Source organism: Paucibacter soli (assembly GCF_037482845.1).
Taxonomy (GTDB): Bacteria; Pseudomonadota; Gammaproteobacteria; order Burkholderiales; family Burkholderiaceae_C; genus Paucibacter_B; species Paucibacter_B soli.
This window is the reverse complement of record NZ_JBBHJW010000001.1, coordinates 697,354-721,146: the sequence shown is the minus strand read 5'-3', so window position 1 is coordinate 721,146 and position 23,793 is coordinate 697,354. Positions and strand designations below refer to the sequence as shown.

At 68.9% G+C, this 23,793-nt stretch carries 17 protein-coding genes; 5 read left to right on the top strand and 12 right to left on the bottom strand.

The annotated features are described in order from the left end of the window. Positions 1 to 4: 4 nt before the first annotated feature. From WG898_RS03410 to WG898_RS03385, 6 genes are all read right to left on the bottom strand, one after another. Positions 5 to 211: a type II toxin-antitoxin system antitoxin gene (locus WG898_RS03410; protein ID WP_339601338.1), complete on the bottom strand. Its 207-nt coding sequence runs from the start codon at positions 209 to 211 to the stop codon at positions 5 to 7. Positions 212 to 229: 18 nt separating this feature from the next. Continuing rightward, positions 230 to 1,126 (bottom strand): SPFH domain-containing protein, encoded by an 897-nt coding sequence (locus tag WG898_RS03405; protein ID WP_339601337.1) that lies wholly within the window; start codon positions 1,124 to 1,126, stop codon positions 230 to 232. Positions 1,127 to 1,184: 58 nt separating this feature from the next. Continuing rightward, complete coding sequence (locus WG898_RS03400; protein WP_339601336.1) at positions 1,185 to 4,778, bottom strand: ABC transporter permease/M1 family aminopeptidase; 3,594 nt, start codon at positions 4,776 to 4,778, stop codon at positions 1,185 to 1,187. A gap of 10 nt (positions 4,779 to 4,788) precedes the next feature. Continuing rightward, positions 4,789 to 5,688, bottom strand: a complete 900-nt coding sequence (locus WG898_RS03395; RefSeq protein WP_339601335.1) for an ABC transporter ATP-binding protein — start codon at positions 5,686 to 5,688, stop codon at positions 4,789 to 4,791. 135 nt (positions 5,689 to 5,823) lie between these two features. Beyond that, positions 5,824 to 8,139 carry an alkaline phosphatase D family protein gene (locus WG898_RS03390; protein ID WP_339601334.1) on the bottom strand — a complete coding sequence of 772 codons (2,316 nt, stop codon included), beginning with the start codon at positions 8,137 to 8,139 and terminating at the stop codon, positions 5,824 to 5,826. 52 nt (positions 8,140 to 8,191) lie between these two features. Next, complete coding sequence (locus WG898_RS03385) at positions 8,192 to 9,655, bottom strand: OmpP1/FadL family transporter (RefSeq protein ID WP_339601333.1); 1,464 nt, start codon at positions 9,653 to 9,655, stop codon at positions 8,192 to 8,194. Between the two features lie 230 nt (positions 9,656 to 9,885). On the opposite strand from WG898_RS03385, the gene WG898_RS03380 reads away from it, so the two are divergent. Beyond that, positions 9,886 to 10,551, top strand: a complete 666-nt coding sequence (locus WG898_RS03380) for a lysoplasmalogenase (protein ID WP_339601332.1) — start codon at positions 9,886 to 9,888, stop codon at positions 10,549 to 10,551. Between the two features lie 3 nt (positions 10,552 to 10,554). Here the strand turns inward: WG898_RS03380 and WG898_RS03375 are convergent, their stop codons facing one another. The 6 genes from WG898_RS03375 to WG898_RS03350 form a co-directional block, all read right to left on the bottom strand. Continuing rightward, the gene (locus WG898_RS03375; RefSeq protein ID WP_339601331.1) at positions 10,555 to 11,418 is read right to left on the bottom strand and encodes a LytR/AlgR family response regulator transcription factor; all 864 of its coding nucleotides are present in this window, start codon (positions 11,416 to 11,418) and stop codon (positions 10,555 to 10,557) included. A gap of 14 nt (positions 11,419 to 11,432) precedes the next feature. Then, complete coding sequence (locus WG898_RS03370) at positions 11,433 to 11,825, bottom strand: hypothetical protein (RefSeq protein WP_339601330.1); 393 nt, start codon at positions 11,823 to 11,825, stop codon at positions 11,433 to 11,435. A gap of 3 nt (positions 11,826 to 11,828) precedes the next feature. Further along, entirely contained in the window at positions 11,829 to 13,160 is a 1,332-nt protein-coding gene (locus WG898_RS03365; RefSeq protein ID WP_339601329.1) for a sensor histidine kinase, read from the bottom strand. Between the two features lie 133 nt (positions 13,161 to 13,293). Beyond that, positions 13,294 to 13,860 carry a YceI family protein gene (locus tag WG898_RS03360; RefSeq protein WP_339601328.1) on the bottom strand — a complete coding sequence of 189 codons (567 nt, stop codon included), beginning with the start codon at positions 13,858 to 13,860 and terminating at the stop codon, positions 13,294 to 13,296. Between the two features lie 65 nt (positions 13,861 to 13,925). Continuing rightward, positions 13,926 to 14,501 (bottom strand): YceI family protein, encoded by a 576-nt coding sequence (locus tag WG898_RS03355; protein ID WP_339601327.1) that lies wholly within the window; start codon positions 14,499 to 14,501, stop codon positions 13,926 to 13,928. Between the two features lie 28 nt (positions 14,502 to 14,529). Next, positions 14,530 to 15,072 carry a cytochrome b gene (locus WG898_RS03350; RefSeq protein ID WP_339601326.1) on the bottom strand — a complete coding sequence of 181 codons (543 nt, stop codon included), beginning with the start codon at positions 15,070 to 15,072 and terminating at the stop codon, positions 14,530 to 14,532. Positions 15,073 to 15,253: 181 nt separating this feature from the next. On the opposite strand from WG898_RS03350, the gene WG898_RS03345 reads away from it, so the two are divergent. The 4 genes from WG898_RS03345 to WG898_RS03330 all read left to right on the top strand — a co-directional run bounded on the left by WG898_RS03345 (position 15,254) and on the right by WG898_RS03330 (position 23,604). Then, positions 15,254 to 15,802, top strand: a complete 549-nt coding sequence (locus tag WG898_RS03345; RefSeq protein WP_339601325.1) for an HD domain-containing protein — start codon at positions 15,254 to 15,256, stop codon at positions 15,800 to 15,802. A gap of 297 nt (positions 15,803 to 16,099) precedes the next feature. Beyond that, on the top strand, positions 16,100 to 17,875 hold the full coding sequence (locus WG898_RS03340) for an ATP-binding response regulator (RefSeq protein ID WP_339601324.1): 1,776 nt from the start codon (positions 16,100 to 16,102) through the stop codon (positions 17,873 to 17,875). After that, positions 17,856 to 21,938, top strand: a complete 4,083-nt coding sequence (locus WG898_RS03335; RefSeq protein ID WP_339601323.1) for an alpha/beta fold hydrolase — start codon at positions 17,856 to 17,858, stop codon at positions 21,936 to 21,938. The genes WG898_RS03340 and WG898_RS03335 overlap by 20 nt, the downstream gene beginning before the upstream one ends. Then, complete coding sequence (locus tag WG898_RS03330; RefSeq protein WP_339601322.1) at positions 21,931 to 23,604, top strand: alkaline phosphatase D family protein; 1,674 nt, start codon at positions 21,931 to 21,933, stop codon at positions 23,602 to 23,604. Before WG898_RS03335 ends, WG898_RS03330 begins: the two co-directional genes overlap by 8 nt. The last annotated feature ends 189 nt before the right edge of the window (positions 23,605 to 23,793 follow it).

Below are 23,793 nucleotides of genomic sequence, written 5' to 3'. Positions count from 1 at the left end.
GAGGCTATTCGGGTTCGCGCCTTGCCGGCGGGCGCCCGCGTGGGACGCTCTGGGGCGCCGGCTTGATGCCGCGCCTGGCCAACGCGTCGCGCAGCAGGTACTCGATCTGCGCGTTCGCCGAACGCAGCTCCTGCGCGGCCAGGCGCTCGATCTCGGCCCACAGGGCCGGGTCGATCCGCAGCGCGAAATTCTTCTTGTCGGGGCTGGCCATGCGGGGCGGATGCGGGGCTCAGTTGTACAAGGTACCGGTGTTGACGATGGGCTGCGTCTCCTTGTCGGAGCACAGCACCACCAGCAGATTGGACACCATGGCCGCCTTGCGCTCGTCGTCCAGCACCACGATGTCGCGCTCGCTCAGGCCCTTGAGCGCCTCTTCCACCATGCTCACCGCGCCCAGCACGATCTTCTTGCGCGCGCTGATGATGGCGTCGGCCTGCTGGCGGCGCAGCATCACCTGGGCGATCTCGGGCGCATAGGCCAGGTGGGTGATCTTGGCGTCCAGCACGCGCACGCCGGCCTGCTCGAAGCGCTCCTGCAGCTGCGCCACCAGGGCCGCGGCCACCTCGTCCTGGCCGGCGCGCAAGGTGGTTTCGCCGGTATCCAGGTCATCCCCCTCGTCATAGGCGAACTGGGCCGCCAGATGGCGGATTGCGGCCTCGGCCTGGATGCGCACATAGGCCTCGAAGTCATCCACCTCGAAGATGGCGCGCGCGGTGTCCTGCACGCGCCAGACCACCGCGGCGCTGATCTCCACCGGATTGCCGCGCTTGTCGTTGACCTTCAGCGTGGGGGCGTTCAGGTTGCGCGCGCGCAGCGAGAGCTTGCGCTTGAGCTTCAGCGGGTTCGCCCAGCGCAGGCCGTCCTGGCGGTCAGTGCCGCTGTAATGCCCGAACAGGGTGAGGATGCGCGCCTCGTTGGGCTGCTGCATATAGAGCCCGGCGAGGGCGATCGCCGCGGCGATCAGCAGCGCCAGCCCGCCCAGTATCCGGGCCAGCGTGCCGGCCTCGGCACCGGTGGCCAGCAGCGCCAGGCCGCCGGCAATGCCCAGCAGGCCCAGCAGCACGGCCGCATAGCCATTGGCCGTGCTGGCCACTTTCTCGGAACGAATCTCCTGCCGCACTTGCATGTGATCTCTCCCATAAAGGTGATATCACTTTAATGTCATTCGGCAGGGCAGGCAAGCGCTATTGCATGGCCACCTTGCTGAGGTTGTCGTCCGAGTTGCGGTCGATGCGCATGTTGTAAGGATCCACGCCCACCCATTTGGGCTCCTGGTCCACCACCAGGCTGAACAGCTGCTTGCCGGACTTCAGCGCGCGCCGCTCCAGCAGCAGCACCGCGCTCTTCTTGAAGCCGGGCTTGCCGGGCTCGGCGCTGAACACGCCGATCTCGAAGCCCTCGTCCAGCGGCGCCTCGGTCTCCTTGCCCTTGCCATCGGCGTAGAGTTTTTTCGCCTCGACGCTGAACGTCACCTCGTAGCGGCCATCGGCGCGCTTGCGCGCCTTGGCGTCATTGGCCTTCAGGTCGTAGAGCGTGATGTGCTCGAACAGATCGGCGATCAGCTGCTCGTGCTGCGGGCCGGCCTCGGCGCGCAGCAGGCGCAGGAAGTCGGTGGCGGCGGGGTAGGGCGCGGCCTTGAAGGCGTACTCGGCCAGCAGCTTCTGCAGCGCGCGGTTCAGCACCTGCTCGCCCAGCACCTCCTTGAGCCAGTACATCACCAGCGCGCCCTTGCGGTAATGCACATAACCCTGGTTTTCCACGCGCGCCAGCGGCAGCTCTTCCACCGTCTCGCCGCCGCGCTCGCGCAGATAGCGGTCCAGCTCCAGCTTGAGGAAGCGGCGCAGCTGCTCGCGGCCGTAGAGTTTTTCCATCACCAGCAGGGCCGAGTATTGGGCGAAGGATTCCGACAGCAGGGTCATGCCCTGCTTGTCGGCGCCCACCACCTGGTGCGCCCACCATTGGTGGCCGATCTCGTGCGCGGTCACATAGCTGACCAGGTCGATGTTCTCGTCGGCACGCTCCTGCTTGAAGTCCTGGATGAAGCCGATCGCCTCCGAGTAGGGCATGGTGCCCGCGAAGGCCTGGGCAAAGCGCTGGTAGGCCGGGAACTCCAGGATGCGGGCCTGGCGGAACTGGTAGTCGGAGAAGGCCGTGCCGTACAGCTCCAGCGCGGTGCGCATCGCCTTCAGCATGCGCGGGGCATTGCTTGCGTGTTCCGGGTGGTGGTAGACGGCCAGCTCCACCGGTGCACCGCTCCTGCCCTGCCACTGCTCCTTGAGGATGGCGTAGCGCGCCGATTGCAGCGAGAAGAAATTGTGGATCGGCGCCTCGGTCTTGGTCACCAGGGTGCGGCGGCCGTTGAGCGTGGTGTCGCTGACCGTGTAGCCCGGTGCCAGCGGGGTCTGGTCGGCATCGGTCGTGAGGGTGATGTCGGCCGTCACCCAGTCGCTGTCGTGGCGCAGGTAATGGTGGGCGTTGGCCGCCTGGTCTTCCAGCTTGGCCACGCGCAGCTCGGCCGGCAGGCCGTATTTGCGGCGCTTGCTGCGGTCCTGCAAAAAGGGGCGCCGGCTCACGCCCAGCACCGGGGTGAGCTCGAAGTTGTCGAGGAAGCTGCCGTTGGCAACGATGCGGGTGAAGGGCTGGCTGTTGACGAAGCCCGGCTCCTCGCGCAGGAACTTGAAGCGCAGCACGCGCTGCTCGCCCTGCTGCATCGGCGTGGCCAGGCGGTAGATGCGGTAGCCGTAGGCCGCGTATTCCTTGTCCAGCGTGGCGCCGTCCAGTTCCAGCTGCTGCACCTTCAGGTCCGGATCAAAGCGCACATGCACGGCGCTCAGGGCCTGGCCGCTGCGGTTCTCCAACTGGTAGCTGCCCTCTGCGATGGCGCGGATCTGCTGCGGGTAGAGATCGACCTTCAGCGTCACATGGGTGATGGAGGGCTGGGGCAGGTTCTCGAAGGGCAGCAGGGCGCGCTCGGCATCGGCCTGGCGCTGTTCCTCGGCCGGCTGGGTGCGGTAGTCGTTGAGGATGTTGGTGTTGTAGTAGATCCAGCCTCCCAGGCCCAGCCAGCTCAGCGTGCTGAGCGCGAGCAGGGCGCCGGGCAGGCCCTTGAGCCGCGCCGGCAGGCGCGCCAAGCGCGGGCGCAGGCTGGTCTCGGCGCCGCGGCGCCACAGCAGGTGGGTGAGCACCAGCAGCATCGCCGCAAAGGCCAGCCAATAACCCTGGTGCCAGGCCCGGCCGATCCAGAAATGGCCCATGCCATTCATGTCGGAGAGCGGCACGGCGGCGCCGTCGGCATAGTTGTAGAGCTTGTGCTCGAAGCCCATGGTGGCCATGGTGGTGCCCAGCACCGTGTAGACCAGCATCAGCGCCCAGCCGACGAATTTGTGCGGCACCAGGGCCTGCACGAACACCGCCAGCACGCCCAGCAGGAAGGCGGTGATCAGGCTGGGCAGCACGAACCACAGCAGATAGGCCGGCAACTCGACGTGGGTGTAGCCGTGGTAGAGCTGGAACGCCATGCCGGTGGCCACGCCCACCACCAGGGTGGCCAGCAGCACCAGGGTGATGGCCAGCACCTTGGGGGCCAGAAAGGCCCAGCTCGGCGCGGCCGTGGCGTCGACGATCTCGTGGATGCGGCGCTCGCGATCGCGCCACACCAACTCGCCGGCGTAGTAGACGGCGATGATGATGGGAATGAAGGTGAAGCCGCCCAGCAGGCCCTCCACCACCGCGCGCGTCACCGGCAGATAGGCCACGCCGCGCGTCTCGCCGGTGAGCGAGATCGCGCCGATGGCGTTGAACACGCCCAGCGCCAGCAGCACGAAGAAGGCCGGGCTGCGGAACACAAAGGCCATGTCGAAGCGCGTCAGCGCCTTGAACTGCAGCCAGCTCGCGCGGCCGCCATGGCTGGGGCTGGCGAGGGCTTTAAGCGCGGGCGCCGCATCGCCGGCGGCCTGGCGGCTGGCGCGCTCGGTCTTCGCGCCCTTGGCATCGAAGCGGAACAGGCCGTAGGCGAGCGCGAACAACGCCGCGCCCACGCCCAGCCAGAGCAGGCGGTTCCACAGCAGCACGCCCTGCAGCGCGGGCAGCTGGCTGTTGCGGTCGGCGCTGGTCCAGTACTTGGTGACGCGGCTCAACGCGCCCACGCCGAAGGGGTCGGCCAGCGAGGAGAGCGTGTCCAGCGCCGGATCCGCCAGCATCACGCGGCTGGTGATGAAGAGCACCATGAAGGCGACCACGCCCACATAGGTCCACATCATCGAGCGCGTGGCGGTGGCCAGCGCAAAGAAGCCGGCGCTCATCACCAGCAGGGTGGGCAGGGTGTAGACCAGCAGCGCCCAGGCGTAGTGCGAGAGCACCAGGGGGCCGATCTTCTCGGCGTCCAGCCATGGCATGGCCGAGCCGATCAGCATCGCCAGCGGCACCGCGCAGCTGACCAGAAAGGCCACGCCAAACGCGCCGATGAAGCGTCCCAGCAGGTAGTCGAACTTCTTGATGCGGGTGGCGCGCAGGATGGGCGCGAAGCCGGTTTCGTCGTCGCGTATCACCACATTGGCGACGAAGGCGGTGACGACGAAGATCGCCAGCAGATTCATGGTGCCCAGGGTCTGCAGGATGGCGTAGGGCGAGTTGATGTTGACATTGCCCTTGGCGCCGATCTGGATTTCCTCGATCGTGACGGCGCCAAAGGTCATCAGGAAGAACAGCGCAAAGGCCATCGCAAAGAGCGGCGAGCGCAGCTGGTAGCGCGCCTCGAAGGCGGCAATCTTGGCAAGCATCGCGCGCTCCTCAGGCCGGGGTGGCGGCATTGGCGGCGCCACGGCGCGACTGCGCCAGCGTGGCGAAGTAGAAGTCCTCCAGCCCACCCTCCACCGGCTCGAAGCCGGCCGCCGGCCGCTGGTCGGCCAGCACATGGATGACGGTCTGGCCGCCGCGCAGGCGGTTCGAGATCACCGTCAGGTCCTGCTGGTAGCCGGCCAGCTGGCTGGCCTCGATGCTGCGGCGCCAGACCCGGCCCTTGAGCATGAGGGTCAGGTCTTGCGGGGCGCCGGTCTGCACGATGCGGCCGGCGCTGATCACCGCCATGCGCGGGCAGAGGTCGGCCACGTCGTCGACGATATGGGTGGAGAGGATCACCACCACGCTCTCGCCGATCTCGGCCAACAGGTTGTTGAAGCGGTTGCGCTCCTCGGGGTCGAGGCCGGCGGTGGGCTCGTCGACGATGATGAGCTGGGGCCTGCCGATGAGCGCCTGGGCCACGCCGAAGCGCTGGCGCATGCCGCCCGAATAGCCGGCTACCGCCTTCTTGCGCACCTCCCAGAGGTTCACCTGGGCCAGCAGGGTCTCCACCGTGTCGCGGCGTTCGCCCTTGTCGGCGATGCCCTTGAGCACCGCCAGATGGTCCAGCAACTCATAGGCCGAGACGCGCGGATAGACGCCGAAGTCCTGCGGCAGATAGCCCAGCGTGGCGCGCAGGCGCTCGGGCTCCTTGAGCACGTCGATATCGCCAAAGCGGATGCTGCCGGCGCTGGGCGTCTGCAGGGTGGCGATGCAGCGCATCAGCGTGGACTTGCCGGCGCCGTTGGGGCCCAGCAGCCCGAACATGCCCGTGGGGATGTCGAGCGTGGCGTTGTCGAGTGCCTTGGTGCCGTTGGCGTAGACATGGGTCAGGCCGGTGAGCGTGAGCATGGGAAAAGTCTCCTCTTTTGATGTGGGCGCGCGCCGGAAAGCGCAACGCCGCGCAGTATCGCTACTGCGCGGCGTTGCGGCCCGGCGCTTGCGAGCAAGCGGCCTATTCAGCGGCTGGGCTGCAGCCCGTGCGGATTAACCGGGCAACACCTCCGATTTGCCCGCCAACACCTTCAGGCGCTTGACGCTGGCCACCGGGTCCAGCGGCGCGCTGCCGGCGGCAAGGCGCTTCATCTTGCGGAACTCGCACAGCAGCTCGGTCTTGCTGAGGCTCACCACCGCAAAACCCTGGGCCTCGGTGTCGGCATGGTTGATCCAGGGGTTGTTGGCCGCGGGAGCGGCGCCGGTCGTGCTGTTGGCGAAGGGGTTGAGGCGCTTGATGACCTCGCTGGCGGGCACGAAGCTCACCGGCACGCCCAGCGCGGCGGCCAGCTTCTGCGCGATCAGCCCATACAGCGTCATCGCCGCGGCCGAGCGCGAGGCGCCGGCCAGGCCGGCGATGGTGCCGGCAATCACGCCGCCCATCTGGCCGGCCAGGGTCTCGTCCAGGGTGTTGATCACCGCCGTGCTCAGGCCCGGCGTGGGCTGCACCGCGGCCAGCGGGATCACGCCCGCACCCACCGCCCCCATCACCGCGGCCTGGATGGCGGCGGTGTTGCTGAGATCGGTGACGCCGGCGCCCAGCGCGATCGCGGCCGACAGCATCTGGATCGCGATGCCCTCGGCCACCGCCTCGTTGATCTCCACCAGCGGCTGCACCGGCGCAAAGGCCGGCGTGGCGGCGGCGCCGCGCAGATAGCTGAAGAAGCTGTTGCTGGAGATGCCGGCGGTGACCAGGTCCACCATCGCGGGCTTGGGGTTGGCGGCGTTGTAGTCGTCCATCACCACGCCGGCGAAGAATGCGTGGATGTCGCCCGTTACCGCCACCACATTGCTGACCTTGTTGGCCATCAGATGGTTCATCAGCAGCTTGCGCTCGGCGTTGAAGCCGTCCCATTGGTCGGCGTTGATGATGAAGCGCGTCTTGAAGACGGCCGGCGCGCTCGGGATCTTGGCGCCGTCCACACTCATCTTCAGGAGCGAGGTCTCGTTGCCCCAGATCTTCCAGGTGGCGCTCGAGTTCTTCATGGTGTCCATCCACCATTGGCGCTGCTCGGTGCCGAGCACGCTGACCACGGTGTAGGGGTCCGGCAGGCCATTCTTGGTGGCGGCGGCGATCTTCTGCGCCTCCACGCCGTACAGCGAGGTCTCGGGCACCATATAGCGCGCGCCGATCTGGCCCAGCGGCTGGCCGGTCAGTGGGCTCGGCGCGGCCTCGGGGATCATGTGGTCGGCGCGGTAGAGGCGCTGGTCGGTCATCACCAGATGCATCAACTTGCCGAACTTGAGGTCGCGGTAGATGCGGATGTTGCCAATGCCGTAGTTCGGATTCAGCGTGAAGCTGATCTCGGCCGGCATGTACTCGAACCAGGCCTGGCTGGCGGCGCGGCGGCGCGCGGGCTGGGCGGTGTTGTCGCCGCCGGTGGTGGCCGAGTAGCTGCCGTTGTCGTAGGTCTCGCGGTCCTGCCAGCAATCGTCGGAGAACTCGTGGTCGTCCCAGATCGCCACGAAGGCAAAGCGCTCGTGCAGGGCCTGCAGGCGCGCGTCGCTGCGGTAGCGCTTGTAGAGGTAGCGGTAGTCGTCGATCACGGTGGCATAGCGGCCGCCCGAGGGCAGCGGCGTGCCCTGCGGCAGGATCAGCGCGCTGTGCGCCGGCTCCACGCCGCCCTGCTGGTAGTCGGCGCCCACCGCCTCGTAGATGTAGTCGCCCAGGTGGACGATGAAATCCAGCTCTTCCTTGGCCAGCTCGCTCATGCCGGCCCAGTGGTTGACGCTCCAGTCCTGGCAGGTCATGTAGGCGAACTTGAGGCTGTCGATGTCGGCGTCGTTGGCGGGCGCGGTCTTGAAGCGGCCCACCTTGGAGCGCGTGTCGCCGGCGCTGAACTGGTAGTAATAGACCGTGGCCGGCTTGAGGCCGCTGATGCGGTGGCGCAGCGTGTGGTCGTAGAGCGCGTAGACCGGCACATCGGCCTCGGCGTCCATGCTGCCGGTCAGCGCCGTGTTGCCGCCCAGCAGGCCGGCGTTGGCGGCGCTGCTGCTGATGCGCAGCCTAACCTGGAAGTTGCCTGCCGCGGGGCTGACGGCAATGTCGTCGGCGCTGGCGGGCAGCACGCGTGCCCACAGCAGGGCGCCATCGGGCTTGGGGTCGCCCGAGGCCACGCTTTGCGGGAACTTGTAGGCGCCGGCCGCTGCCGGGGTGGCGGGGATGGGGGTGTCGGTGCCGGGGAAGGTGGGCGGCAGCGGCATCACCGCCGCACCGTTCTCGCCACCACCCATGCAACCGGCCAGGCCGCCCAGGGCCGACGAGGCGGTGATGAGGGCGCCGGCGCGCAGGAAATTTCTTCTGTCCATGACCATGATGGTGTGACCTTGTTCGGGGGTTGAGCCGCGGGCTTCGATGTCGTCAGAAGCCGTGGTTGAGCTGCACGCCGACGGTGGCGGCGGAGCTGCGGTAGGTGCCGCGCACGGTCGAGTAGGCGCAGCTGCAAGGCGTCTGGCCGCCACCGTCGTCGGTGGCCTGCATCGGTGCCTCGCGCAGCTTCACAAAGCCCAGCGCCAGGTCCACGTTGGTGCTCTGGGCCAGCTTCAGATTGGCGCCCAGTGCCAGCCAGGTGCGGTCGGAGTCGGGCAGGGCCGGGCTGCGCAGCGCGCCTTCCACCGGCGAGCGGTCGTACGAGAGGCCGGCGCGCAAGAGCAGGTCCGGGTTGACGCGGTAGCTGCCGCCCAGCGAGACGCGCCAGACGTTCTTCCACTTCTCGGGCGTGATCGAGGGCGCGGCGGTGCTGTCGAACTCGATGCGCAGCTCCTGCAAGGTGGATTGGCGCGTCCAGGTGGCGTCGGCCATCACGGCCAGGCGTTCGTCCAGCTGGTGGAAGGCCTGGAAGGACAGCGAGTCGGGCGTCTTCACCTTCAGGCTGGCGCCCGAGTCGTTGTGGTCCAGCTTGCTGTGGCCGTCCGAGGGCTTGCCGGTGATGGCGGCCAGCACCTGCGGCGGCAGCGTGGCCGGCTGGCTCCAGTCGGCATCGCCCTTGAGTTTGTGCGAAACGCCCGAGCGGTAGGCCAGGCCGAAACGCGTCTTGGCGTCCATTTCCCACAGCAGCGCGAGGTTGAAGCCCAGCGCCCAGCCCTTGCCCTGCACATGGATGCTGCCGTCAAGGGCCGGGTTGCCGAAGGCCTGCGCCGCCTGCTGCTGCAGCTGCAGGGCCAGTCCGGCGGCGCCGCCGGCGGCGGCCTGGGCAGCCGCGCCCAGCAGGCCAGCAGCCACTGCCGAGCCATAGGGTGTGGCGCGCTGCAGGTCACCCTGCATGTATTCGATGTTCAGGCCGCCGGCCAGCGAGAGCTGGGGGTTGAGCTTCCAGGCCACATTGGGATTGAAGGCGAGCGACTTCAGCTCCACCTTGTTGAGGTTGTAGCGGCCGCCCCAGCTTGGCTCGTAGTCGAGCTTGTTGCCCGAAGGCACGAACACGCCCAGGCCATAGGCCAGTGCGTCGGAGGCGCGGTAGGCCGCATACATATGCGGCACGAACACGCCGCTGGCGGCGTTCTGGGTCGTTCCGGCTTGCGAGGTTGGCACCGGCTTGAAGCCCGAGCCGGGCAGCGAGATGAAGGAGCCGGCGTCGGTGAACTGCGCGTCGGGCGCCACATAGTCGAGCACGCCGGAGACATGCAAGCCGCTGCCCAGGCGCGTCAGCGCGGCCGGGTTGGCGAAGATGGTGCTGGCGTCGGCGCCCTCGGCGCCATTGGCGTTGGCCGTGCCTTCGGCGGCCGCGCTCTGCGTGCCGAAGCGGTAGCCGGCGGCCTGGGCCAGGCCGGTGCTGAGGCTGAGGGTCAGCAGCGTCAGCGCCAGGCGCCGCGCTCGTGAGTTCATTGCCATCCGAGTCTCCTTACTCATTTATTCGCTTCTTGTTGCAAGCGTCTGATTCTGCAAATTCCGCATGTCAGCGCCGTGAGGGTATGCCTGGGCTGTGTCGTACGAAACCCACGTCTGCGCGACTTTTAGAGCCGTGGCTCCAAAGCGCTGCAGCTTACTCTTGCTGCGGCAATTGAACAGGGCTTTCCCGCTGTTAGGGGGCAGGTCTTGCGCCGCAGAATTCGCCGATGCCCTTGCCCGCATTCATCCTGCCCCTGCTGACCCTGGTGTCGGCCCTGCTGAGCATCGTGGCGCTCAGCGATCTGGGCCTGCCGCACGAGATGGCCTTTCTGGCCAAGCCGCTCACCACCGTGCTGATCATTCTGTACGCCTGGCCGCGCGGCGCCGCGCAGCCGCGCATGCAGCGCCTCTTGCGCGCCGGCCTCGCGTTCTCGCTGGGCGGCGACATCGCGCTGCTCTGGCCCGAAGCGGGTTTTCTGCCGGGCCTGGTGAGTTTTCTGATCGCCCACCTCTGCTACATCCTGGGCTTCGCCAGCCAGGGCCGCTTCGCCTGGCCCCGCTGGCCCTTCGCGATGTTCGCCCTCATCGCCGGCGCGGTGCTGTGGCGCCTGTGGCCCGGCATCGCCGCCGAGCTGCGCCTGCCGGTGCTGGTCTATGTGGCCTGCCTGGCCAGCATGGCGGCGCAGGCCTGGTGCTGGTGGCGCAGCAGCCTGGGCCAGGCGAGCGAGGCGCTGGCGCGCAACGCCGCCTGGGGCGGCACCTTGTTCCTGCTCTCCGACAGCCTGATCGCCATCAACAAGTTCGCCGGCGCCGTGCCGCTAGCCGCGCTGTGGATACTGGCGAGCTACTGGCTCGCGCAGTGGCTGCTGGCGAGCAGCTTGGGCAAGGACTGACCCTCACATCCCCTTGAACAGCTGCGTATAGCTGCGGCTGACCTCAAGCTTTTCGCTGAGGCCCTTCACGCCCACCAGCTGGCGGCCGCGGAAGTCGCGCGTGATGCCGTTGATGGCCTTCACGTTCACCAGGGTGGAGCGGTGGATCTGCCAGAAGAGGGCGGGGTCCAGCTCGTCCACCAACTCCTTGATGGGCTTGCGTATCAGGGCCTCGACGCCGGCGGTCTGCACGCGGGTGTATTTTTCGTCGCTGATGAAGAACAGCACGTCCTCCACCGGAATCATCTGGATCGCCTGGCCCACGGTGGCCTGTATCCATTGCAGGTATTTGGGCGCGCCGCCCGGATTGAGCTTGGCCGAGAGCTGGTGCAGCAGTTGCTGCAGCGGTTGCACCTGGCTGCTGGCTTGCGCGGCCGGTGCGGCCTCGCCGCTCTCGCCGCCCTCGACACTCTGGCGCTGCGCCAGCCGCTTCTTGATGCGCGCCACGGTGAGCGTGAGACGCTCGCGCTCGGCGGGCTTGAGCACATAGTCGGCCACGCCCTGCTCGAAGGCCTCCACCGCGTACTGGTCGTAGGCGGTGATGAAGACGATCTCGGGCACCAGCCAGCTGTCGTCCTCCGGCAACTGGGCAATCTGGCGCGCCGCATCCACGCCGGTGAGGCCGGGCATGCGGATGTCCAGGAACACCAGGTCCGGGTGGTGCTCACGCACCAGCTCCACCGCTTCCTGGCCGTTCTTGGCCTCGGCCACGATCTCGAGTTCGGGCCAGACCTCGGCCAGGCGGCTGCGCAATTGCTCGCGCATCAGGCGTTCGTCATCGGCCAGCACGGCGCGCACGGGGGAGGGCTTGTTGGTTTCTTCGCTCATGGCGCGATGCTAAATCAGGCCCCGGCGATTTTTCTCGGCTTGCGCAATATCAGCCACAGCAGCAGGCCGAACAGGAACAGCGGCGAGAACAGCAGCGCGCCGATGCCCGAGAACAGCAGGCAGACCAGGGCCAGCACGCCGCCCACGATCAGCAGAGGCAGGCCGATGCTGAACAGCAGCACCACCGGCACCACCAGCAACACCACCACGCCTGCGATGCCCAGGCCCAGCACCAGGCCCAGGAAGTCGCCGATACCAAAGCCGGCGGCGCTCAGCTCCTCGTCGTTGATGGTGATGTGCAGGCCTGGCGAGGCGGCCAGCTCATGCCAGACGGCCACACCGGCCAGGCTGGCCAGCAACATCATCAGCAGGACTAAGGCCAGCATCACTCTGAAAGCGGTCCTCATGGCTCAAGCTCCTTCATGGTCTTGGTTGCGGCTGCGGTAGGGCACGGTGATGGTCACGATGGTGCCCGAGGGTTGGTTCTCGGTGACGGTGATGCCGCCCTTGCTGCCGTACAGCAGCATCAGGCGTTCGCGGATATTGGCCAGGCCCACGCCGGTGCCGGCGGTGGCGGCGCGGCCGAAGCCCAGACCGGTGTCGGCCACGGTGACGGCCAGCTTGCCGTGCACGATCTCGGCCTTGACCTTGAGGCTGCCGCCCTCGGCCTTGGGTTCCAGGCCATGCTTGATGGCGTTCTCCACCAGGCTCTGGATCATCATGGGCGGGAACTCGGCCGACAGCAGGCCCTCGGGCACGTCGATCTCGGTCTGCAGCCGCTCTTCCATGCGCACCTTGAGTATTTCGAGATAGGGCTTGATCACGCTCATCTCGCGCCCCAGGTCGCGCACGCCGCCGGCATTGGCCTCGCGCATGGTGGGCATGGAGGCGCGCAGCAGCGCGATCAGGTTGCGCTGCATCTGCGAGGCGCGCGGCGGATCGGTTTCGATCAGATGGTCGATCGAGGCCAGGGTGTTGAAGAGGAAATGCGGCTCCACCTGGGCCTGCATCGCGGCCATGCGCGCCTCGATGACCTGGCGTTTGAGCGATTCGGCCTCGGCGGTTTCCTCGGCCTGCGCGGCCTTCACCTCGGCCTGAATGCGGCCCTTGTAGGTGACCTTGATGACGCCCGAGCCGAGGATGATGAAGACGGCCAGATTGACCAGGAAGTCGCCCAGGTGCACCACCCGCGTGCGGGTGTGGCTGCCCACGGCGCCGGCTTCCTCCAGCGCCTGGCGCGCCTCGTCGCGCACCTCTTCGGCGGCTTCCTGTGCGGCACGGGCCTGCTGGGCCAGTTCCTCCAGCGCGTCCTTGGCCTGTTCGATGGCGGCCTTGGCATCCTCGCTGCTGATGCTCTCGGGCAGCTTGATCTCGACGCCGGGCTGTGCCTCGACACCCGAGGCCGCGGGGCTGGCCATCGGCACGATGCGCACCCCATGCTTGTCGATTTTGACCTCGTAATGCAGGCCCGCCGGCAGCTTGGCGCTGCTGGCGGGCTTGGGCAGCTTGGGGAGTTTGGGCAGCGCCGGTCCGTCCACATGCTCGGTGACGCGCCAGGTGAAGGGCGGCAGGTCCTGCAGGATGTTGGTGCCGATCAGCAGCAGCAGCGACAGCACCACGAAGCGCTTCCAGCTGATGCTCACCAGCCAGTTGGCGTAGACGTGGAAGCCGCGCACGCAGGCCTTGGAGAAGCGCTGCCAGCGTTGCATCAGGGTCGGATTGAGGGGGACTGCTGCGTTCATCGGGGACCTTGTTCGATGGTCCCCACTGTACGCAAGGCCGCGGGGCGGCCCTAAGCGCAGGCGATGCGCCGGCCGGCCAGCGGCATGAAGTGCAGATCGCGCCGACGGGCGGCGCGGCACCCGCGGCGGTTTTTTACTGGCGCACGGCCTCCACCTGGATCAGCAGGCGCACGTTCTTGGGGAAGCCCCAGGCCAGGCCGTAGTCCACGCCCCACTGGGTGCGGTCGATGGTGGCTTCGAAGTCGCCGCCGCAGACCTCGCGCTTGAGCATGGGGTTCTGGTAGCAGTTGAAGTGGCTGGCCTTCAGCGTCACCGGGCTGGTCTTGCCGCGCAGGGTCAGCTGGCCCGCCACCTCGGCCACCTTGTCGCCGTTGAAGACGAACTTGTCGCCCACGAACTTGGCGCTGGGAAATTTGGCGGCATCGAAAAAGTCTTCGCTCTGCAGATGCTTGTCCAGCGGGGCCACGCCGGTGTTGACGCCGGCCAGCTCGAAGCTGATCTCGACCTTGCCGGTCTTGGCCGCGCGGTCCAGTTGCACCGAGCCTTCCTTCTTGTCGAAACGGCCGCGGTTGGTGGAGGTGCCGAAATGCTGGATCTCGTAGGTCACGAAGGTATGGGTGGGATCGACCGCGTAGCTGGCGGTTTCGGCCTGGGCCAGGCCAGCGGCCAGGGCGGCGATCAGGAAGACGGTATTTTTCATGTCAGGGACGGTTTGAACAGGGTTTGAAAAGACAGAGGAAGAAGGGGAGGAGGGAAGGAAGCAAATCACAGCGGCGCCACGCCGCTGAAGGCGAGCTTGAACTTCACCTGCACATCGTTGGCAACCATGGAGGTATCGGCCCATTCGCCGTCGCCGATCTTGAATTCCAGGCGTTTCAGCACGAAGCCGCCGCTGGCGGTGGTGGTGGCGCCGGCCTGGGCCAGGCTCAGCGGCACCACCAGGTCGCGCGCCTGGCCCTTGATGCTCAGCTTGCCGGCCACCTCGTAGCGGCCGCCGCCCAGCGCCTTGATGGCGCTGCTCTGGAAGCTCGCCTGCGGCAGCCTCTTGCTGTCGAACCAGGCGGGCTTGGCGAGTTCGGCATCCAGGGCCGGGTCGCCCAGGCTGACGCTGGCCAGCTCGATGTTGAAGCTCACGCGGCCGGCCTCGGGCTTCTTGGGGTCGAAGCTCAGCTGGGCATCGAAGCGCTTGAAGCGGCCGTCCACCGGCACGCCCATCTGCTTGCTGGTGAAGCCCAGCTGGCTCTGCGCGGTCAGCAGCTCGGGGTTGGCATGGGCGGGCGCCTGATGCACCAGCAGGGCGGCCGAGGCCAGCGCGATCAGCGTCGTGGAAATGGTGTTCATGGTTTCTCGCAAGTTGTCGCTAAGAAGCTCAGGCGCGGCCCGGCAGCATGCGCTGCAACAGGTCGTCCTTGTCGACGAAATGGTGCTTGAGCGCGCCGGCCACATGGGCCAGCACCAGCAGGGCCAGCAGCCAGGCGAGTTGCTGGTGCAAGGCCTTCATCAGCTCGGCCAGCGGCTTGTCAACCGGCACGAAGTCGGGCAGCGGCAGCACGCCGAACCAGACGATGGGAAAGCCGGCGGCCGAGCTGTAGGCCCAGCCCGACAGCGGCACGGCGAAAAAGCACAGATAGAGCAGCCAGTGCACCGCGTGGGCGGCGCGCGCCTGCCAGGCGGGCATGGGCAGATCGGCCGGCGCCGGCTTGGCCAGGCGCCACAGCAGGCGCAGCGCCGACAGCGCCAGAATCGTCACGCCCGCCCATTTGTGCCAGTTGAAGAGCTTCAGGCGGGTGGGCGAGAGTGGCAGATCGCTCATGTAGAGCCCCATGCCGAAGGCGCCCACGATGGCCAGTGCCAGCACCCAGTGCAGGGCGATGGTGAGGCCATGGTGGCGGGTGCTGGGCGTGCTGGGCATGGTGCGGGCGAGGGCTTGGCTGCGATGTGCTCAGTGTGCTTGGCTCCGGCCGGCCGGTGGTTCAGCTTGCTTGAGGTCAAGATTCAGCGCTTTTGAACGCCAAGGCCGCTCATACGCCCCGGCGTCACAGCCGCGTCACCACAGCGCCGCAGACTGCCGCCAGCCAAGGAGGTGAGCCGTCATGGACCTGATCAGCAAGATCGAAGCGCTGTTCCTGCGCCGCGGAGGTCAGCGCTACTGCGGCGAGCGCGATGAGCCCGTCAGCGCGCTGGCCCATGCCCTGCAATGCGCACAGCTGGCCGAGTGGGCCGATGCCGACCACCATCTGGTGGTGGCCGCGCTGCTGCACGACCTCGGCCAGCTGATGGACGCCGCCCCCGGCGAGGCGCTGCGCGACGACCAGCATGAGCTGCGCGCGCTGCCGCTGCTGGCCAGCGGCTTCGGCCTGACCGTGCTGGAGCCGATACGCCTGCATGTGCAGGCCAGGCGCTACCTGCTGAGCGCGGATGCGCGCCATGCGCAAGACCTGACCCCGGCATCGCCCATGAGCGGCGAGGAGAAGCTGCTCTTCATGACCCGGCCCTTTGCGCGCGAGGCCCTGCAGCTGCGGCGTTGGGACGAGCTTGCCAGGCAACCCGGCAAGCGCACGCCGCCGCTGGCCTATTACCTGGGCATGATGCAGGAGCTGTTGCGCGCACAGCGCACAAACAAGCGCCTGGCCATCGCCTGAGCGGCGCGCACCGGGCCCGCATCCCTCCACGGAGGGATAGGCGCCGCCCGGCCGCACCGAGATACTGCAGTCCAGATCACGCGCTGCCTGGACCTCAGCGTGATGATCGAGGGGAGGAGTGCTATGCCGACCACCAAGACCCGCAAGGGCGGCGGTGGTCGGCTTAGTTTTTGTGCAGCAGCGGCTTTACCACGCCGGCCGATGAACTGCTGCGTTTGTTGCGCGCGCGGTGCTACTCGCGCGGCCGGCTCGGGCTATATTGGCTCCTGCCCAACAACCCCAAGCAGCACCGGCCGCATGACGCGCGAACCGCTCCAAGAAGACTACAGCGTCAAGCTCGAACTCCTGCAGTTGCTGGCCCGGCAGGGCCGGCGCATGCCCTACCCGGTGGGCCTCAGCGCAGTGGTGATCGCGGCCATGGCGGCGCCACGCCTGCCGCTATGGCTGCCGGTGGGCTGGGTGGCCCTGGTGTTCGCGGTGCTGGCGCTGCGCTGGGTGCTGCTCGGGCGCCTGCCCGCCATGCAGCAGGTGCCGGTGGACAAGCGCCTGCAATGGGCGGTGGGCCTGAGCCTGCTGAACGGCCTGGTGTTCACGCTTTCGCTCGCCTTCGCCCCCGCCATGAGCGACTACCAGCGCATGGTGCAGACCCTCTTGCTGCTGGGCCTGTGCGCCGGCGCGGTGGCCTCCACCGCGGGCAATGCGCCGGTGTTCCGTGCCTTCCTGGTGCCGCTCACCCTGGCCAACAGCCTGGCCTGGCTGGTGGGCGGTGCGCATGGCCTGGGCTGGGAGGATTGGGCGCTGAGCCTGCTGATCCTGGGCTTTGGCCTGATCCTGGCGGGGCTGGCGCGCGACACCTACCGCGTCTTCGTCGAATCGGTGCTGATACGCCAGCAGCAGGTCAAGAGCAACCAGCAGCTGCGCCTGGCGCTCTCGCAGGCCGAGCAGGCGATGCTGGCCAAGACGCGCTTCCTGGCCTCGGCCAGCCACGATCTGCGCCAGCCCATGCACACGCTCTCGCTGTTCGGCGCGGCGCTGGCGATGCGCCAGCTCGACAAGCCCACCGCCGACATCGCCGCCAATATGAATCTGGCGCTGCGTTCGCTGTCCAGCCAGATGGACGCGCTGCTGGACATCTCCAAGCTCGACGCCCAGGTGGTGCCGGTGCACAACCAGGCGATGGCGCTGCAGCCCTGGCTGACCCGGCTCTACCAGGAATTTCTGCCGATGGCGCAGCGCAAGCACCTGGGCCTGAGCCTGCAATGCCCGCCCAGCGCCTGGGTGGAGAGCGACCCGGTGCTGCTGGAGCGCGTGGTGCGCAACCTGCTCGACAACGCCATCAAATACACCCAGGTCGGCGAGGTGGTGGTCGAGGTCAGCGAGGGCGACGAGGTCTGGATCATCGAGGTGCGCGATACCGGCGCCGGCATTGCCGAACATGAGCAGGCGCGCGTGTTCGATGAGTTCTACCAGATTGGCAACCCCGAACGCGACCGCAACAAGGGCCTGGGCCTGGGCCTGTCCATCGTCAGCCGCCTGGTCGACCTGCTGGACCTGCACCTGGAGCTGCGCTCGGTGCAGGGCCTGGGCAGCTCGTTCAAGCTCAGCATCGCCGCCACCGAGGCCGGCAGCGCCGTCAGCGCCGAGCAGGGCGGCACGCCCGAGCTGGGCCTGCCGCCGCTGCGCGTGCTGGTGATCGACGACGAGGAGCCGGTGCGCCTGGCCATGCAGACCCTGCTGAGCGCGCATGGCTGCGAGGTGGTGGGCGCCAGCGGCACGCGCGAGGGCCTGCTCAAGAGCCTGGCGGCGCGCCCCGACATCGCCCTGGTGGACTACCGCCTGCGCGCGGGCGAGGACGGCATTGCCGCGGTGCGCTCGCTGCGCAGCGCCGTGCCCGATCTGCCCGCGGTGCTGATCAGCGGCGACACCGCGCCCGAGCGCCTGCGCGAGGCCCATGCGGCGGGCCTGATCCTGCTGCACAAGCCGGTCTCGCAAGAGCAGTTGATTGCGGCCATGCAGGCGGCGCTGGCGGCCGCCCGGTCATCGTCGGCTTCCTATGACGGGCCCGGCATCTGAGCCCAGGCAAGCGCAGCGCTGGCTCTCGCAGGGCCTGGAGCGCCTGTGGTGGGAGCTGCTGCAGGCCGAGCGCGCGGGCGCGCGGCCCGCGTTCGACTTCGACCTGCTGATCGTCGGCAGCGGCTATGGCGCGGCGGTGGCCGCGGCCGAGCTGGCCGGCAGCCTGGATGCGCAAGACCAGCCCTTGCGCATCGCCCTGCTGGAGCGCGGGCGCGAATACCTGCCCGGTGCCTTCCCGGCGCGCCTGGCCGATCTGCCCGGCGCGGTGCGCTTCAGCGGCCCCGGTTTCCAGGCCCCCAAGGGCCGGCGCGAGGGCTTGTTCGACATCCGCCTGGGCCCCGACATGACGGTGGTGCTGGCCAACGGCCTGGGCGGTGGCTCGCTCATCAACGCCGGCGTGATGGAGCCGGCCGCGCCGGCGGTGTTCGCGCAAGCGCCCTGGCCCGCCGCGCTGCGCAGCGAGGCGGCGCCGCTGCAGGCCTGGTACGAGCGCGCGCATGGGCTCCTGGGCAGCCAGGGCAACACCATCGCGCGCTTGCAGGGCTACCAGCCGCGCCGCCTGGATTGGCTGCAAGGCCTGGCCGGCACGGACGCCCAGGCGCGCGCGGCACGCATCACCGTGGCCCTGGCCGAGCGGCCCAAGAGCGCGGCCGGCCTGGCGCTGGAACGCTGCATCGCCTGCGGCGACTGCGCCACCGGCTGCAATGCCGGCGCCAAGGAATCGCTGGACACCAATCTGCTGCTGCAGGCCGCGCAAGCCGGTGTGCAGATTTTTACCGGCGCCACCGTCGAGCTGCTGCTGCCCGCGGCGGGCGGCGGCTGGGAGCTGCAGCTGCAGCACACCGACGAGCAGCTGCGTGCGCGCGAACCCGCGCCGCTGCGCCTGCGTGCGCGCCGCGTCATCCTCGCCGCGGGCAGCCTCGGCTCCACCGAAATCCTGCTGCGTTCGCGCGCCGCCGGCCTGGCCTTGTCAAGCTGTCTGGGCCAGCGCTTCTCGGGCAATGGCGATGTGCTGGCCGCGGCGGTGGATGCGGCGCAGGCGCTGCATGGCTGCGCCGATGAAGACCAGGCACCGGCCGAGCGCGGCGTCGGCCCCACCATCACCGGCCTGCTCGACAGCGGCAAGGGCTTTGTGGTCGAGGACCTGGCCATCCCCGGCGCGCTGCGCTGGGTCTGGGAGGAAAGCTTTGCGCTCGCGGGCACGCTCGACGGCCTGGCGCGTGGCGACGAGGGCCGGCATGTCGGCGGGCGCGCGCCCTTTGACGACCCCTTTGCGATCGACCCCGCGCGCAGCTTGCGCAGCGTGGCGTTGGCCATCATGGGCCTGGACGCCGCCGCTGGCGAGTTGCGCCTGCCCGCATCCAATGTCGGCGAGGACGGCAAGGCCCCGGAGAGCGGCGTGCTGGGCGTGCATTGGCCGGCGCTCAAGGACGATGGCGAGGTCGATGCGCGCCACCGCTGGCTGGCCGAGCGCCTGGCCACGCAGGGCGCGCGCCTGCTCGCCAATCCGGCCTGGCGGCTGCTGCCGGCCGAGCTGGAATTCCTGCTCGGCAGCGCGCGCGGGCCCATGCTCACGGTGCACCCGCTGGGCGGCTGCGGCATGGCCGACAGCGCCGCGGCGGGCGTGGTGAATCAATGGGGTCAGGTCTATACGGGCCAGGGCAGCGAGGTCTATCCCGGGCTGGCGGTGCTGGACGGCGCCATCATGCCCACCGCCCTGGGCATCAACCCGGCACTCACCATCAGCGCGCTGGCGCTGCGCGCCGTGGCCGCGCCGGGCGGGCTGCGCGAGCAATGGGGGCTGCAGCAGCAGGCCGCGGCCGCAGCCGCGTCGCCGCCGGCGCTGCAGGGCCCGCGGCCGTTTTACCGCGCCCCCATGCACCGACCCGGCCTGCCCACGCTGGCCGAGTTCCGCGAGCGCATGGCCGGCTTTGTGCGCCTGCCCGGCGCGCCCGGCGGCGAGGTCAAGTACCTGGAGCTGAGCTTCGTCTACGGCGAGCTGCCCTTGCGCCAGCTGCTGCGGCCGGGCCCCGAGCGGGCGCTGCGCATAGACGCCGGGCAGGGCCGGGGCATGCTGCGTCTGTTTGACGCCGAGCCCGACCCCGACGCGCCCGGCCTCTATATGGTGGTGGCGCGCGAGCGCCGCCCCGGCGAGGGCAAGCTCTGGATGCATGCCGAGCGCCGCGACGAAGATGCGCGCTGGTGTGCGCCGCTCGCCAGTGCCGAGCTGGCGATCTTTCATCGCGCGCCCAGCGGGCCGCTCAAGCGGCGCCTGCGCGGCCTCTACGCCTGGTTCATGAACCGCGGCTGGCGCGACATGGTGTTCGCGCTGCAGGATGAGCTTGCCGGGAGGGCCCCGGCGCAGCCGGGCCGTGGTCTGTGGGCAAGACTCTGGGCGCAGGCCCGCAATGCCTGGCACCTGGCCAGCCATGCGGGCGAGCAGCGCCTGATGGACTACCGGCTGACGGTGGGCCACCCCGCGCCCGAGGCTGGCCGCCTGCCGGTCTGGGCCATCGGCCTGGTGGGGCTGGAATTGCGCGGCAGCAAGCGCATCGGCTACGGCCGGCGTGCCAACCCCTGGATGCAGATGAGCCGGCTCTATCTGGCGCCGGGCTCGCCCTTCGAGCCGCTGGCCGGCCAGCGCGAGGCCGAGCTGGAGCTGGACCTCTACTACCTGGCGCGCCAGCGCGTGCCACTGCTGCGCCTGACACAGGCGCAGGACCTGCCCAGCGCGATCCGCGACGTGGGCGCGCTGATGGCCTATGCCACGCGCATGCTGATCGGCCTGCATGCCTGGAGCATGCGCCAGCCCGACCCCGCCCCGCCGCGCGAGATCTGCCGCCTGCCGCAGGAAGTGCCGGGCCTGCCCTCGCCCGAGATCGTCGAACTGCCCACCGGGCGCTGGGGCGAGGCCGGTGCGCAGCGCCGCCCGGTAGGCCGAAAATCTAGCATCGACGACGAGCGCACCGTCTATTGCCGGCTCACGCGCTACCGCGGCAAGTGCGCGGGCGCCATGCCGCTGCTGATGATCCATGGCTACAGCGCCAGCGGCACCACCTTCGCCCATCACTCGGTGCAGCCCGGCCCGGCCAAGCTGTTGTGGGACGAGGGCTACGACATCTGGATCGTCGACATGCGCACCAGCGCCGGCATGCCCACCGCGCGCCTGCCCTGGACCTTCGAGGAGGCCGCCTTCAACGACATCCCGGTGGCCATAGCCCATATCCTGCGCGCCACCGGCCAGCCGCGGCTGCAGGTGCTGGCGCATTGCATGGGCTCGGTGATGCTGCATATGGCGCTGCTGGAGCCGCGCGAGCACAAGGGCATCGAACATTTCTACGCGCTGCGCCGCGCGCTGCTGGAGCAGCGCCAGATCAGCAAGCTGGTGATCTCGCAGGTCACGCCGATGCTGATCTTCTCGCCCACCAACACCTTGCGCGCGCACCTGATGCAATACCTGCGCCCCTATCTGCCGCTGCAGGACTATGCCTTCCGGCCCGAGGGCGAGCAGACCCTGCTCGACCAGCTCATGGATAGATTGCTGGCCACCCTGCCTTACCCCGACGGCGAGTACGACATCGAGAACCCGCCGCCGCCCAGCATCGCGCGCACGCCCTGGGTGCGCACGCGCCACCGCATGGACATGCTGTACGGCCGCGACTTCGCGATCGGCAATGTGGACCAGCCGGTGTTCGACCATATCGACGACCATTTCGGCCCGCTCAGCCTGGACACCGTGGCCCAGGCGATCAACTTCGCGCGTGCCAACGAGATCACCGACTGGCAGGGCGCCAGCGTCTACCTCGACGATCTCTCCAAGAGCCTGGCCCTGCTGCAGGCCTTTCCGGTGCTCTCGGTGCATGGGCAGGACAACGGCCTGTGCCAGGCCGAAAGCGGCGAGCTCACCGCCGACCTCTATGCCCATGTGGCCCCCGGCCGCTACCGCTATGTGGTGGTGCCCGAGCATGGGCATCAGGACTGCCTGATCGGCCGGCATGCCGCCACCAAGGTGTTCCCCGCCATCATCGAGTTCCTCAAGCAGGAGGGCGCTGCCGATGCGTGAACATAAATCGGTGCTGTGCGCGCACGCACCCTGGCACCGCGTCGAGCGCGCGCCCGACCCCGACGACTTTTCTTCCCACATGCAGCTGCTCACCGCGCTCAAGCCCGAGCAGGGCTGGCCGCGCCTGTGGGCCTGGGTGCCGGTGCGCTGGCGGGGTGGCGATCGCTTCGAGCGTGTGCGCGCACCCGTGCACAGCGAGCTGTTCCGAGCTGAGCCCGCGGCCTGTCCCGGCGAGCCGCTGCGCCATGCGCTCGCGCTGCGCCACTTCCCGGCCGGGCCCGACACCGGCCTGCTATGCCTGTTCATCTACCTCGACCCGCGTGCCGACGCCGAGGAGGGCGGCAACGGCGCCACCCTGGCCGATCTGCGTGAGCAGGACCTGGACCTGGCGATAGCCGAACTGCTGCAGCAGCAAGCACCCAGCGAATGGGCGCATGCCTTTGTGCCCAGCCCTTCTGCCGAGATCGAGGCCGAGGGCTTGAGCTTTCTGCTCGCCGCCTGCCAGTACCCGCCCGGCCTGCTGGACGTGAGCCGCGGCGCCGAACGCGACCCCGCGCTGGCCAGCCCTGCAGACGCCGCGATGGCGCGGCTGCTGGCCTTCTGCCGCCAGCATCCGGACGGTCGCAAGGTCTCGCTGCTCTTGATCGCCGGTGACGAGATCTATGCCGATGCCAGCGGTGGCCTGGCCGATCCCAGCACCAGCGCCGAGCGCTATGCACGGCCCTACCAGCAGTTCAAGGCCGGCCTGGCGCGCCACCTGCCGCCCACGCTGGCGCGCATCGTGCACGCGCCCGACGACCACGAGGTGCAGGACGCCTGCGAGCCCTGCCTGCGACCCGATGGCAGCCAGGACCCCGGCGCCTACACCGCCAGCGCGCGCACCGCCGCCTGGCAATACCGCTGGGAGCCCGATGGCCAGCGCCCGCAGGGCTCGCCGCAGCGCTTCTGGCACAGCTTCGACTGGCGTGGCGCCGCCTCCTTCTTCATCGCCGACACCCGGCTCGAGCGCGAGCCCCGCACGGTGGCGCGCGTGGCCGAGGCGCAGATGATCGGCGCCGCGCAGCGCCAGGCCTTCAGCGCCTGGTTGCAGGCCAGCGCCGGCCGTCCGCGTTTTGTGCTCAGCGGCGCGCTGCTGCTGCCGCGCCGGCGCGCCAGTGCCGCGCATGTGTCGGGTTCGCTGCGCTCCGATGCCTGGTGCGGCTACCCGGCGAGCCAGCAATGGCTGCTGGCCGAACTCTGGCGCCAGCGCGCCAGCGGCGTGGTCTTCCTCTCCGGCGACGAGCACCGCTCCGGCCATGTCAGCGCCGAGCTGCGCCGCGCCGATGGCCAGGGCCCCAGCCTGCGCCTGCATTCCATCCACAGCTCGGCGCTCTATGCGCCCTGGCCCTTTGCCGTCACCGCACCCGAGGAGTTCGCCGCGCCGGAGGTATTCGGCATTGACGCCGCGACCGGCCTGACTCCCGAGGCCCTCGCGCAGCAGCGCCACCCCGAACTGCTGTGCTGCGAGGTCGGCGAATGGCAGGACCATCCCGGCGATGGTTTTGCCTGGTTGCGCGTGACCGACGATGGGCGGCGGCTGGAGCTGCGTTATGACAAGGCGGGGGAAAAAGCGCTGCATGCGGCGATGCCGATGCGGGGGGCGGATGCGGTGCTGGCGTTGGACTGAGGTGGGCGGGCTGGGCGGCGGCAGATGGTGGCGGGATTCCACTCAAGCCCGGGGCCTCGGACGCCGCTAGACTTGGCACCTAACGTGGAAGTGTTAGGTGTGAGGTTGCATGTGGCGCGGCGGGAGCATTTGGCACTATCCATTTCTGGCTAGAAATGGACAGATAGGACGAAAAATGTCCGCGGCTGC